12 protein-coding genes are annotated in these 14,034 nt (G+C 40.9%); 11 read left to right on the top strand and 1 reads right to left on the bottom strand.

Annotated elements, in window-relative coordinates; genetic code table 11:
* The first annotated feature begins 56 nt into the window (after positions 1-56).
* The 11 genes from J4N46_RS10965 to ccsA all read left to right on the top strand — a co-directional run bounded on the left by J4N46_RS10965 (position 57) and on the right by ccsA (position 12,864).
* A complete protein-coding gene (locus J4N46_RS10965; RefSeq protein ID WP_208059328.1) occupies positions 57-1,037 on the top strand; it encodes an HlyD family secretion protein in 981 nt (326 codons plus the stop codon).
* A 7-nt stretch (positions 1,038-1,044) separates the two neighbouring features.
* Positions 1,045-2,187, top strand: a complete 1,143-nt coding sequence (locus J4N46_RS10960) for a serine hydrolase domain-containing protein (protein WP_208059327.1) — start codon at positions 1,045-1,047, stop codon at positions 2,185-2,187.
* 25 nt (positions 2,188-2,212) lie between these two features.
* Positions 2,213-3,361 carry an ABC transporter permease gene (locus tag J4N46_RS10955; protein ID WP_208059326.1) on the top strand — a complete coding sequence of 383 codons (1,149 nt, stop codon included), beginning with the start codon at positions 2,213-2,215 and terminating at the stop codon, positions 3,359-3,361.
* Complete coding sequence (locus tag J4N46_RS10950) at positions 3,348-4,532, top strand: ABC transporter permease (protein ID WP_208059325.1); 1,185 nt, start codon at positions 3,348-3,350, stop codon at positions 4,530-4,532. Before J4N46_RS10955 ends, J4N46_RS10950 begins: the two co-directional genes overlap by 14 nt.
* A gap of 41 nt (positions 4,533-4,573) precedes the next feature.
* The gene (locus J4N46_RS10945; RefSeq protein ID WP_208059324.1) at positions 4,574-5,527 is read left to right on the top strand and encodes a transporter; all 954 of its coding nucleotides are present in this window, start codon (positions 4,574-4,576) and stop codon (positions 5,525-5,527) included.
* Entirely contained in the window at positions 5,505-6,632 is a 1,128-nt protein-coding gene (locus tag J4N46_RS10940) for a GNAT family N-acetyltransferase (RefSeq protein WP_208059323.1), read from the top strand. The genes J4N46_RS10945 and J4N46_RS10940 overlap by 23 nt, the downstream gene beginning before the upstream one ends.
* Positions 6,633-6,808: 176 nt before the next feature.
* Positions 6,809-8,149 carry an alginate export family protein gene (locus J4N46_RS10935; protein WP_208059322.1) on the top strand — a complete coding sequence of 447 codons (1,341 nt, stop codon included), beginning with the start codon at positions 6,809-6,811 and terminating at the stop codon, positions 8,147-8,149.
* 378 nt (positions 8,150-8,527) lie between these two features.
* Positions 8,528-9,142 (top strand): cytochrome c nitrite reductase small subunit, encoded by a 615-nt coding sequence (nrfH, locus tag J4N46_RS10930; protein WP_208059321.1) that lies wholly within the window; start codon positions 8,528-8,530, stop codon positions 9,140-9,142.
* Between the two features lie 79 nt (positions 9,143-9,221).
* On the top strand, positions 9,222-10,688 hold the full coding sequence (gene nrfA / locus J4N46_RS10925) for an ammonia-forming cytochrome c nitrite reductase (RefSeq protein ID WP_208059320.1): 1,467 nt from the start codon (positions 9,222-9,224) through the stop codon (positions 10,686-10,688).
* A gap of 141 nt (positions 10,689-10,829) precedes the next feature.
* Positions 10,830-12,035 carry a cytochrome c biogenesis protein ResB gene (locus tag J4N46_RS10920; protein WP_009416044.1) on the top strand — a complete coding sequence of 402 codons (1,206 nt, stop codon included), beginning with the start codon at positions 10,830-10,832 and terminating at the stop codon, positions 12,033-12,035.
* A gap of 34 nt (positions 12,036-12,069) precedes the next feature.
* Complete coding sequence (gene ccsA, locus J4N46_RS10915) at positions 12,070-12,864, top strand: cytochrome c biogenesis protein CcsA (protein WP_009416043.1); 795 nt, start codon at positions 12,070-12,072, stop codon at positions 12,862-12,864.
* Positions 12,865-13,392: 528 nt separating this feature from the next.
* Here the strand turns inward: ccsA and J4N46_RS10910 are convergent.
* Complete coding sequence (locus tag J4N46_RS10910) at positions 13,393-13,896, bottom strand: nitroreductase family protein (RefSeq protein WP_208059319.1); 504 nt, start codon at positions 13,894-13,896, stop codon at positions 13,393-13,395.
* Positions 13,897-14,034 lie beyond the last annotated feature (138 nt).

Below are 14,034 nucleotides of genomic sequence, written 5' to 3'. Positions count from 1 at the left end.
TTGTAGTTTTGCATTTTGAATTCTACTTTATTAAAAAATAAAATCATTATAATTATATGAAAAAGAAAAACATTACGGGATTGGTAATTACTATTGCTGTATTTGCAGCGGTAATATTGTTTTCTATCTATTTTTTTAGCAATAACGAACCTATTTACTTGCAGGGACAGGTAGAGGCTAAACAAATAAACGTTGCCCCCAAAGTACCTGGACGGGTGAAGGCTATTTATAAAAAAGAGGGCGACAGGGTACAAAAAGGTGAATTGCTCTTGGAACTTGAAAGTACTGAAATTGATGCAAAATTATCGCAGGCTGAAGCAGCGCGCTCGGCAGCACAAGCACAATCGGATAAGGCACAACGCGGTGCTCGTGAAGAGCAAATAAAAGGGGCTTACAACGTATGGCAACAAGCACAAGCTGCAGCTGACCTTGCTGAAAAAACATACCAAAGGGTGAGTAACTTATTTAACGACAAAGTGCTTCCTGCCCAAAAGAAAGATGAGGCTTATACCCAAATGGTGGCACTCCAAAAACAAGCTGAAGCGGCAAAATCACAATACGAAATGGCTAAAAACGGAGCGCGCGATGAGGACAAAACAGCTGCCCAAGCACTTGTAGCCCAAGCACAAGGGGTTATTACTGAAGTGAATGCTTATAAAGACGGTGCTAAGGTGTACGCTCCTGCTGATACTCAAATACAAACGATTATTCCTAACGAGGGTGAAATAGTAAATGCGGGTTACCCTGTGATGAACCTTATAGATACTAACGATGAATGGGTGGTATTCAACATCAGGGAAGATAAAATGGTGAATTATAAAGAGGGTACTAAATTTAAAGCGATAGTACCTGCCTTGGGCAACCAAGAGATAGAATTGGAAGTGAAACACATAGCGGTGCAAGCTGACTTTGCTACTTGGACGGCGACTAAAAGCAAAGGAGATTTTGACAAGAAAACCTTTGCTATCAAGGCTTACCCTACTGCTAAAGTGGAAGGACTAAGACCTGGAATGTCGGTATTAGTGGAAGATAAATAAAAGGGCTATGAAGAAGTTTTTTATTTACCTATTCTTGCTGATAGGTTTATTAATAGGCGGATTGTACCTAACGGGTTATGGTTATTTGCTAAAAGCAGTAGCTACTATTTACGGGACAGGGCATAGCACAACATTTTTAGACGACTATACGCATTTTGACAACAGAGTGATTGAAAAGAGCCCTGCTCCACAACCTTGGGCTTTGGCACACGACTACAATAAAACGCCTGAAACGCCTCGTTTGGAAGAGCTGCACAAGCAATACGGCACGGTAGCTTTTTTGGTAATAAAAGGAGATAGCTTGTGGCAGGAACATTATTATGATGGTTATGGCAAGGATAGCAAGAGCAATTCATTCTCAATGGCAAAGAGTTATGTGTCAGCCTTGCTGGGGTGTGCTATAAAGGATAAATACATCAAGAGCTTGAACCAGCCTGTAAGTGATTTTTTTGACAATTACAAAGAGGGATTTGCCTCACGGCTTACCGTGGGGGATTTGTCGTCTATGGCATCGGGGTTGGATTGGGATGAGGCGTATTACGATCCTTTTTCTATCACTACGCGGGCTTATTTTGATACGCATTTTAGGGAACGCCTTCTGAACTTGCAAATTACTTCGCCCCCAGGAGCTTCGTTTAAATACTTGAGCGGTAATACATTCCTATTGGGAATGGTGCTTGAGAAAGCTACAGGCAAAACCTTAACGGCTTACTTACAAGAAGCCTTGTGGCAGCCTATGGGCTGTGAAAGCGATGCGCTATGGCAAGTGGATAGCGAAGATAGCGGGCTGGAGAAGGCTTATTGCTGTATTGCAAGTAATGCTCGCGATTTTGCACGCTTGGGCAAGCTATACCGCGATGGAGGCAAATGGAATGGCAAGCAACTGATACCACAAGATTTTATAAAGAAATCTATCAATCCGCGTTTTGCGGATACTCCTCACTACGGCTATGGGTGGTGGTTGCTGGACTACAAAGGGGTGCATTACTATATGATGCGAGGACACTTGGGACAATATGTGATTGTAAACCCTACGAATGGTGTTATCATCGTGCGCTTAGGACATCAAACGGGTGAGAAAACAAGCGAAGATGGTGTGTATTCATCGGATATTTACGAATATATAGATGAAGTAAATGCTATGTTGTGAAATCAAAAAAATCACTATTAACAATATGTATTTTATAAAAGAAACGAAGCGATTATTGGCATCTCCTAAACGATTGTTCTACGTGTTGGTACTTCCGTTGTTGCTGTTTGGCTTCTTTGCGCTTGTATTCTACCAAGGGGTGCCTCGTGATATGCCTGTAAAGTATATTGATTATGACCAGAGCTTGCTATCGGCACAACTATTGCGTATGCTGGATGCTACTCCAGCTATTGGATTGCAAGGGGCACTAAGCGATGAGGCAGAAGCTAAACGCTCGTTGCAACGACAGGAGATTTACGCTTTTGTGGTAATTCCTGCGGGTTTTCAAAAAAGTGTTTTCAAGGGTGAAAACGAGCAGGTGTTATGCTATGTAAATAACCAATTTATGCTGCCTGCAGGATTGATACAAAAAGACTTCCAAACTACGGTGGGAATGTTCTCTTCGGGCTTGGTAATGAAAAAGAAGATGCAGCGAGGACAACAAGCAAGCAAGGTACGCGCCGAAGCCCAAAGTGTAAAAGTAGACGAACACGGTTTATTCAACCCTTATTCTAATTACGCTTACTATTTATTGGTGGCGTTCTTGCCTATGATGTTGCAAATGGTGGTGATGATGGTAACGGTGTACGTAATAGGGGTAGAATTTAAATACCAACGAGGAGCTGAATGGCTTGCCGAAGCTGGAGGCAGTGTGTGGCGAGCTTTATTGGGCAAATTGCTGCCTTACACACTATTGCTTTTTGGGGTAGGCTGGTGGATGAATGTACTACTTTTCCAAATTATAGGCACTCCCTTACATACAGGAATGGTGAATGTAGTACTGATAACTTGTGCGCTCATTGTAGTATATCAAATTATAGGCATTGCGATAGCCTCTCTATTTAGTGAATTTCGCTTGGCACTGACTATAGGTAGTGGTTTTACGGCTATTGCTTTTTCGTTTGCAGCTTATACCTTTCCTATTGAAGGACTGCCCAAGAGTATGCAATTTTTAGCAAATGTATTCCCCTATGCTCATTTTATGAAATACTATGTAAACAGAGCGATAAAGGGTATTCCTGTGGATATGACGTGGCAGCCCTTATTGGCTTTATTGCTTTTTGCGCTCTTGTTTGTTGTAGCGTATCCTATGTTTGTAAGAAAAATTAAATCGGGAGGGTATGAACGCATTTAGAAGTTATATATATCAAAGTTCGTCAGATTTTTTAAGGGCACTGCTTTGGGAACTGAAATACATTTTTAGGGATAGAGCTGTGTTTTTCTCGTTTGTAGTAGTGGCATCGTTGGTATCGTTTGTATATACCTATCTTTATTCCGAAGAGACGCTGAAAGAACTACCTGTGGGGGTAGTAGATGAGGATAACAGCACGAACAGTAGGCAGCTATTGCGGATGATAGATGCTACGAGCCAAGTGCGCATTGTGGCGAGTTATCATTCGCTAAGTGAAGCCCATAGAGATTTTGAGCTCGAGAAAATAAGGGGCGTCATTACAATACCTGCTAATTTCGGTCGCTCGTTGCAACGCGGTGAGCAGCCATCGCTATCGGTATACGCTGATGCCTCGTATATGTTGTATTACAAACAAGTGCTTACAGCAGCTAAATTATCGGCTACCTATATGAATGTGGGGGTAGAGATGAAGCGCAACAGTGCGCAGGGCAAATTGCCTACGCAAGCCAAAGAAGAAGCACAACCCGTAAAACCTACTGTAGTGGGCTTATACAATCCTGCTGCGGGCTATGCTACGGCACTCATTCCTGTGATTTTGGTTATCATTTTTCAAACTACTATACTTACTGCGGTAGGTATTTTGGGTGGTACAATGCGCGAAGGCAGCAAGTTGCCGCATATATACCCCAATGCAGGTCATTTTTGGGGTGCTATGCCTATAGTAATGGGTAGGGCTACAGCTTATTTGTTGCTTTCTATGGGGGTATTGCTAAGCGTGTTATACATAGTGATGCCTCTATTTGGTATTCCCGTGCGAGGCAATGTGCTAAGTGTATTCGTGTTTATGACCCCATTTATTCTTTCAATCGTATTTATGGGTATTGCACTGATGCACTTTTTCAAACGGCGTGAAGATGCGATAATGCTCATAATGTACACTTCACTGCCCGCCGTAGTACTCACTGGTTTTTCGTGGGCGTGGAGTGCGATGCCGCAATGGCTACACTGTATAGCCTATTTGGTACCCACTACCTTAGGAGCTAAAGGTTTTGTATCGCTCACCCAATTGGAAGCTTCACTGACTACTATCTTGCCTTTTTGGGGTGGAATGTGGCTATTATGTATTTTTTATCTGATATTAGCTTCATTAACAATGCGCCGCTTGCTAAGATAAAGATATTTTTACTATATTTGTACCCTAAAAATACAATAACAATGAATAAACTACTTTTCTTACTAATGGGATTGCTATTGCCAGCAGGAGCTATAGCCCAATACACTGATATTATAAACTCTAACCTGCCCGGCAACTCACAGAGTGCTTATGCTGTAGGGGGTAGGGTATTACAGTTTGAAGGAGGCTTATGGTATGAAAGCAGCCACCACAAGCTTACGGCGACTACGATGCACTACGTGGGGCTGAATTATGCAGTGCGCTATGGTTTTTACAGAGAGCAATTGGAAGTGATGCTGAATGGTATTTTGGCGTATGACTATACAACGATGCTGGGGCACAGCGCTTCGCACCTTAGCTTTGTGAACAACACCATTGGCGCAAAATACTTGCTCTTCAAGCCTAAGTTTTTAGATGAAGAGCCTAACATTTACAGTTGGAAAGCTAATAATGCGCTGCGCTGGCGCAATATGATTCCTTCAGTAGCTATTTATGTGGGTGCTAATTTCTTACCTAACCAGCGTTATTATTACGAACGTATGGATGTAATATCGCCTAAAGTGGCTGCTATATTCCAAATGGAGCCTATGCCCCGTATAGTGTTGGTGGGTAACCTTATAGCCGATAGATTCATAAAAAAAGAACAAACAGAATATAGCTACTTGCTTACCCTAACCCATAATTTGCGCAATGGGTGGTTTAGTATTTTTGCTGAACAACAAGGTATTTACGGCAATAATTACAGCGACCAAATCACAAGGCTTGGAGCAGCCTATATAGCGAATGCCGACTTGCAACTCAATGCCGACTTGGGCGTGGGCTGGAACGATACGCCACAACGTTATATGATATTGGTGGGGGCATCGTACAGGATAGATAAACACAATGGATTTATAAAGAAGAAACTGAAAGAAAAGATAAAGACTACTAAGATAAGCCGAAAAAAGAAACCCAAAAAGAAAAAGAAAAAAGATGAACCCATCGATTTTGATTAAAGAACTAACCACGACTAAAGAACTCAAAGATTTTATAAAATTTCCGTTTTCGTTATACACTAATCACCCTTACTGGGTACCGCCGCTCATCAATGATGAGCTAAACGCCCTAAGCAAGGATAAAAACCCTGTATTTGCCAATGCAAAAGCCTTTTTTTACGGAGCTTATACACCTGCGGGGAAAATGGTGGGGCGTATTGCGGCTATCATCAACGAAAACGACCTAAAACAAGGCGACAGAAAGCTGCGTTTTGGCTGGATAGATATGATTGATGACCTTTCTGTAACTAAAGCACTCATAGAAAAAGTTACCGAAAAGGCACGTGAGTTTCATTTAGACTATATTGAGGGTCCTATGGGCTTTACTAGTATGGATAAGGTAGGCTTGCTTACCGATGGCTACGACCAAATAGCTAATATGATGACTTGGTACCACTATCCGTACTACAAGGCACATTTGGAACAATTGGGCTTGAAGAAAGAAAAAGGCTTTATAGATATGTCGTTTTTATTGGCGAACTCTAAGCCCGAAGTATTCAAAAAAACGGCAGAGGCTATCAGGCGGCGTTATGGGGTAAAACTGATAGATACCCCTACTACCAAAGAGGTACTAAAACACGTAGATGCGATGTTTGCCCTATATAACGACACCTATTCGCGTTTGGCTTCTTATGTGCCTATTACGGTGCAACAACAAGCGTATTTTAAGAAAAAATACATTCCGTTTATCAACCCTGAATATATACGCTTTATAGAAGATAAAGACGGAAAACTAATTTGCTTTGCTATTGTAATGCCTTCATTTTCTAAGGCTTTGCAGAAAGCAAAAGGAAAACTATTTCCTTTTGGGTTTTGGCACTTATTACAAGCCAAAAAACACCACACTGTAGTAGAGTTTTACCTGATAGGCGTGGCACCTGAATACCAAAGCAAAGGTATACCTGCTTTGTTATTTGACTATTATTACGATGTGTTTAAGCGCAATGGGGTAGAGAATTGTGTTGTTACGCCAGAACTAGAAGAAAATCTTGCCATACAACAACTATGGAAGAGCTTTGACCCTATTATTTTTGCGCGTAGAGCTACTTATAGTTTGAAGGTATAACACGACAGACAGCCCTTACCATAAAGCGGAATAAAAAAGAGGGTTAGCTTGCTTTGATGTAATTTTTATTTTTTTCGGTTATAATTAGCAGGTTTTGTTAATAAAAACTTAACGAAACATTTGTTTATGAAAAAAAAAGCACTTACATTTGCCGAAAAAAATAAAATTGATAAAAAATGAAAAAAGAATTATTATCAACTGCTATTTTATTGGCTTGCTGCACTGTAGGTGCTAATTTGCAAGCCCAAGAAACCACCGATATGGCAAATAATACATTTGAAGTATCGGCACAATTACGTCCGCGTTTTGAGTATCGCAATGGGGCTTACTTGCCTTTGCAAGATGGCGAATCACCTGCAGTTTTGGTGAACAACCGCACACGCCTAAACTTTGCGTACAAAAATGCAGATAAGCTAAACTTGTACGTATCGGTACAAAACGTAAATATTTGGGGGCAAGCACCACAAATACAAGCTGTTGATAGGACAGGAGGAATGTCGGTATTTGAAGCCTATGCTTCACTACCCCTTGCAGAACAAGTGAATTTAAAAGTGGGTAGACAAGTAATAGCCCTTGATGATGACCGTATTTTCGGTTCACTTGATTGGCACCCAGCAGGTCGTAGCCACGATGCTATAAACGTGAATTGGGCTCCTAACGAAGCCTTTACCCTACGTGGATTTATAGCCTACAACCAATCGGGGAGTACTACTACCCCTACCCTAAATGTAAACTTCCCTAAAGGACAGAATTTTACTCCTGGTGTGGGACAAGATTACCAACACTTGGAAGCGCTACACGCTCACTACAGCATCAACCCTTCACAACAAATCTCATTCCTTTTTGCTAACTTAGGCTATAAAGTAAATGCAGCTAAGGCTAACAATATGCAAACTCTTGGCGCACACTACACTGGCAAGAGCGATGACCTAAGCTATGGTGCTAGTGTTTACCTACAAACAGGCAAAAATGCAGCAGGAGCAAGCAAAAATGCTTATATGCTTGCCCTAAATGCAGGTTACCGCTTCTCACCTGTTTTTGCACTTACAGCTGGTCTTGACCACCTAAGCGGCAAAGCTACTGACGATAGTTCTGCCGAAGACAATGCTTTCAATCCTTTTAGCGGTACCAACCACAAGTTCTACGGCCTTATGGATTACTACTTTGTAGGTGCCCCAGGTTCTAAAGCTGCTCCTGCACAAGGATTGCTCAACCCTTACCTTACAGCTAATATACGCACCGGCGAAAAAAGTAACCTAAGTGCTACTTACCATTTCTTTGCTCCTGCTGCTAAATACCAAATAGGCAACAAAAAATACAGTAGCTATGGCAGTGAAATAGACCTTGTATATAACCTAAAAGTACAATCTTTTGTAGGGCTACAAATAGGCTATTCTAACTATTTTGCTAATGAGGGTACTAAAGCGCTTAAAGGAACTGCTAACCAACGTGCTAACCAAGACTGGCTATGGTGCAGCCTAAACATCAACCCTAAATTGTTCAGTGCGAAATTTTAATTGAGGAACGACTCTCCTATTTAACTTTTTAACTTTGGCAAACTTAAAAAATTTGCCAAAGTTTTTTTGTGTACTATTACCTTTTTGCCAAATACGATAGGCTTATAGGCTGTGCCCATAAAACATAAAAGCACAGAAAATTAAACATTAAACATTAATACCCTTTTATCCTTTATTGTTGATTTTGACGAATTTACGAGCAGAACGATTATTCATAATCAGTACAAAAAGCGTGTAATAATGTGATTTACTTATCATTGAGTGTCTTTGCTTATTTAGAACAAAGACAAATTCCTGTTTTATGTATTTTTTGTTTTGTTTAACAGTTTTAATGCCTTAACTTTGCAATGAAAAGATACGAAAAACCTCATACAAATAATGGCAACAAGAGACAATGAGACAAGAACGAATAAAAAGAGCCGATTATTTCGGTTCTTGATACCTGCACTTGCAGGTATGCTGATAGGCTTGGCAGGTTATATATTTTATATATCACGTGCCTATTCGTACCTATCGGATGATCCTAAAGCGTGTGTGAACTGCCATATTATGGAACCTGAATACGCTACGTGGTTTCACTCATCACACGGTAGAAATACTGTTTGTAATGACTGTCACGTGCCTCACGACAATGTATTTAGGAAATACTATTTTAAAGCAAATGATGGTTTGCGACACGCTACGATGTTTACTTTTCGTATGGAGCCACAAGTAATAAAGATGCACGAACCAGGGCAAATGGTAGTACAAGAGAATTGTATTCGCTGCCATAGCACCCTTGTGAGTGAAGTGAGCTTAGGAAAAGTAACCGCCCCTATGGCACACGCAGGTAATGGCAAACTTTGCTGGGAATGCCACCGCGAAGTACCGCACAGCCGCGTACGTGGTTTAAATGCCGCTCCTGCTTCGCCTGTACCTATAATAGATAACTTGGGTGCTAACGCCCCTGAATGGTTGCAAGAAATTGCTAAAAATGCTACAACTAAAAAATAAAGACACTATTTTGGATTAAGACTTCACTATTTAATTAGAAAATTTTATTAACGACAAAAGAAATATAATTTATACAGCGATGAAAAAGAAAAATTGGTTAATTGCAGGTATATTAGCAATAGTTACTTTCTTATTAGGGCTATTGGCTAGTTCAATAATGAACAGAAAGACGGAGGCTGAACTCATAGCAAGAGGCGGTAATGATCTTGCCGACCAAGAATGTAGGAATGAGCTTTACGCGCAGTTTTACCCTCGCGAATACGATTCGTGGAGAGCTACGATAGACACTACATTCCGCTCTAAATATATGAGCAGCCAAGATGATGATCTGCTTGAGCTACGTCCTGAAATGGTTATCCTTTGGGCAGGGTATGCCTTCTCTAAGGACTATACTTCACCACGTGGACATATGCACGCTATTGAGGATGTTACTCGTACCCTCCGTACGGGAGCTCCTACCGATTCTACCCACTCTCCACAGCCAGGTACTTGCTGGACTTGTAAAAGCCCTGATGTGCCTCGCCTAATGAAGAAAGTGGGCTTGGATAACTACTATAGTGCTCCTTGGGATCAATGGGGTAGCGAAATAGTAAACCCTATAGGTTGTGCTACTTGCCACAATACAAAGACAATGAAATTGGAAGTACATCAACCTGCTCTTGTTGAGGCTTTTGCTCGCCAAGGTAGAGATATCAACAAAGCTACTCACCAAGAAATGCGTTCGCTAGTATGTGCACAATGCCACGTAGAGTACTACTTCAAAGGTGATAAAAAACACCTTACTTTCCCTTGGGATAAAGGTATGACTATTGAAAAGATGGAAGAGTACTACGATGCAGAAGGTTGGACTGACTATGTACACCCACTTAGCCGTACTCCTATCTTAAAGGCTCAACACCCTGACTATGAACTTTCTCAACTCGGTATTCACGGACAACGTGGAGTTTCTTGTGCTGACTGCCATATGCCTTACAAAACTGATGGTGCAGTGAAATTTACAGACCACCAAATCAGCAGCCCACTACGCAACGTATCAGCAAGCTGCCAAACTTGCCACCGCCAAAGCGAAGACGATCTTAAAAACAACGTATTTGAACGTCAAGATGCTGTATATGGTATGCGTATGAAACTCGAAAAACAATTAGCAAAAGTACACTTTAAAGCTAAATTCTTGTGGGATAACGGTGCTACTGAAGAACAAATGAAACCTACTTTGGCACTTATCCGCAAATCACAATGGCGTTGGGATATGGTACACTCTTCACACGGTGCCGCTTTCCACGCTCCTATCGAATCTGAACGCCTCCTTAGCGATGGTCTTATCTATGCTTATCAAGCTGAAAATAATTTAGATGTGCTTAAAGAAAAACTAAATATCAAAACCGCTTTCGTAATGCCTGATATCAGCACTAAAGCTAAAGCTCAAAAAGAAATTGGCTTAGATATGCCTAAAGAAGAAGCTGCTAAGAAAGAGTTCTTGAAAACAATGGTTCCTAAATGGATAGAAACCGCTAAAAAAGAAGGTCGTTTAGTAACACAAAAATAGTGCACGCTGCATTAGGCAATAACAGTCAATAATATAGACTTTGCCAAAGGTCGTGGGACGAAAAGCCTGCGAGACTTTGGCAAAGTTTTTGCATTGAAGTGAGACGACCACAATATTCACTATTTTACTTTTTCACTAAATATGAAGCAATATAGTTACGCTACTAAAGTAGTGTTGATTTTACTTGTTGTGGGGGTATGCCTGCAACTATTATTGGGTAGTATCAGTAAGAGCTGGTTTTCATTCCCTTATAATATTATAGAGGGTATTACTTTTGTAATACTTACTACCTTGGTATTTTTTATTTTCAGAAAACGTACTTTTGTAGTGCGTTTTTCATCGGCACAAATGGCTATTGTTACAGTGATAACACTGGGGGTGCTTACCATCGGGCTGGGGAGTATCAATATAAACCCTAAGCAAGTGGAAGGTACTTTTTTGGGCAAAATGGGACTTGATGACCTTACAAAAACGTGGTATTTTGGGGTTATTTTTGTATTGGCTTTGATGAACTTATGGTTTTCTATACTGAAACGTTCAATGGTTTATGAGCATAAAAATATTCCTTTTTTGCTAAATCACTTTGGGCTATGGTTGGTAATGTTTGCTGGTGTATTGGGGCAGGGCGATATTATGCGCCTAAAGATGAACCTCTACAAAGGTCGCCCCGAATGGCGTGCTACTACTGAGGATAATATGACCCTACAGCTGCCTATTGCCTTAGAACTAAAAGAATTTAGTATTGACATTTATCCTAATAAACTTTTTGTGATTGATACCACAGGTACTACAATCCCTAAAGAAAAACCTATTGGCTTTATGCTGGAAAAAGAAGGGGAAAGTGGTAACATATTGGACTGGAAAATCACGCTGCACAAATATCTTGAAAAGGCTATTCCTGAAACGGATAGTACTTATATTCACCACACGATGTTTGGTTCTACTAATGCTGCTTATGTGACGGTAGAAAACGTAAAAACGGGTGTGAAGAAAAAAGAATGGATTTCTGCAGGTAATTACCAATTTCCACCTCGTGCTATTGAATTGGATAAGATGCATACGCTGGTGATGGCACCACCTGAGGCAAGGAAGTTTCAATCGGAAGTGATTGTGTACCAAAAGAATACTAAAGAGATGCGCGAGGAAAAGATAGAGGTGAATCACCCTATAGAAGTGGACGGATGGCGTATTTATCAGGTGAGCTATGACGAGCGTATGGGGCGATGGTCTGAATTGAGTGTAGTAGAGCTGATTTCTGACCCTTGGCTGCCTGTGGTATATACGGGTATTTTCTTGCTTATTGCTGGAGGAATTGCATTCTTATTCCAAGTGAAAGGAAAGAAATAATTCTAAATTCATAATTCTAATTATAATTAAAGAAATGTGGCATTATTTTGACATTATAACATATTTATCAGTAGCGTTATGGCTATTGGGCGGAGGGCTTATTTACGGCAAAAATGGGATGTTGCGAGGGCTGAGTATTGTGAGCCACGTAGCAGCAACTCTGCTAATAGGTGGATTTATAGCTTTGTTGTGGAAGAACTTAGACCGCCCGCCATTGCGTACGCTTGCCGAAACGCGTATATGGTACGCTTTCTTTATGGGGGTTATTGGGGTGATTATCTATTGGCTGTATAAACAGAAATGGATGCTGAGCTACTCGGCTGTGATGGGCATTGTGTTTGTAGGGCTTACCTACACGCACCCCGACACGATGAACAAGGCACTGATGCCTGCCCTGCAAAGTGTATGGTTTATCCCTCACGTGATTGTGTACATCTTTGCTTATGCTATGCTGGGAATGGCTTCACTGACGGCTTTTTACGGTATCTACCGATACAAAAAGGGACAAGAAACCCACTCTATTTTTGGGGTAATAGACCAGCTTATTAAGATAGGGTATGTGTTCCTTACTTTTGGGTTGCTATTTGGTGCTTTGTGGGCTAAAGAGGCTTGGGGGCACTACTGGACGTGGGATCCTAAGGAAACGTGGGCACTGATTACGTGGCTGGGGTATTTGGTGTATCTGCACCATAAATACAACCATAAAGAGAAAAAGCCTTTGCAGAGCTTTATTATTGTGGGGGTTGCCTTTATACTGTTACTAATGTGTTGGTTTGGTGTGAATTACTTACCTACCGCACAAATGAGTGTACATACCTACACGGGATAATCCTGATTTAAATTGTTAATAAAATACTTTTGGCAAAGATGCGAGCCGCAGGGGCTTGTATCTTTGCCAAAGGTTTTTATTCCAAATAGTTGAAGTCAGGTTCTTTTAAGAATTCTGAATTTAGTAAAAAAATCTGTCCGAAAGGTTGAGGAAACTTTTCGGACAGGTTTTTTTGTATTACATACTTTGGCAAAGCCTCTTTTGTATGTCACACACTTTGGCAAACTCTTAAACATCCCCCCCTTCCCCCCCTTCAAAAGGGGGGGGAGAAGGCGAAGTTGTACTATTAAAGACTTTTTGGACAGCGCCAGCAGGGGTAAGTAATTAATAAGGAATTATAGTAGGCACGAGCTACAAGCTCGCGCCAGCAGGGAAGATTACAGAGGAGTATTTTAATTCGGTAAGTTTACCGCAATTTAATATAGGAGATTTCAAGGTGTAAAAACATTGAAAAATTGCTATACAAAATATTCAACTTTGCCAAAGGTAGTAGGATGGCTACCTGCTAAACTTCGGCAAAGTTGTTTTTTATTCTATCATTCCCATAAAGAAGAGTCCGTAGCATTGTTCAGAATCTTCTAATTGCAAAAAATCTTTCAACTGAAACATAAAACCTGGTGTGCCCCAATAACAACCTACCCCGTGAGCCGTGCAGGTGAGATACATATTCTGTACTGCCATAGCGGTAGCAGCAATCTCTTCCCATTCGGGAACTTTGCCACTGAAATGAATGTTGATGGTGAGTACAACATCCGATAGGGCGGCTTTTTGTGCTATTTCATTCATCTTCCGCTCTGAAAACTGCTCTGCTGGTACATTTTTCTTATACAAGCGTACTAATTCTTCGCCTAAACGCTCTTTTTCGTCTCCTTTATGTACTTTTATACGCCAAGGCTGGGTGCGCTTGTGATTAGGAGCGTAGTTGGCGGCGGTGATAATTTCTTGTAATACCTCTTCGGGTATGGGCTGCCCACTATATTGGGGAGGAAATACGCTTTTGCGAGAGGTGATAATGTCGCGAAGTGTTTGCATAATCTTTAATCTTTTTAGCAAAGGTAATATTTTTTATCGTAATGACAAGGAGAAAAATTTCGGCTGACCATTCGTTAGCTTATCATTCGTAGTTGAATTGGTGAGTGATATTGGCTGGACTAAATTTTATGATAAAAT

The organism is Capnocytophaga bilenii, assembly GCF_017565765.1.
Classification (GTDB): domain Bacteria; phylum Bacteroidota; class Bacteroidia; order Flavobacteriales; family Flavobacteriaceae; genus Capnocytophaga; species Capnocytophaga bilenii.
Note: the sequence above shows the minus strand (reverse complement) of the source record. Positions and strands in the feature narration are given on the sequence as shown.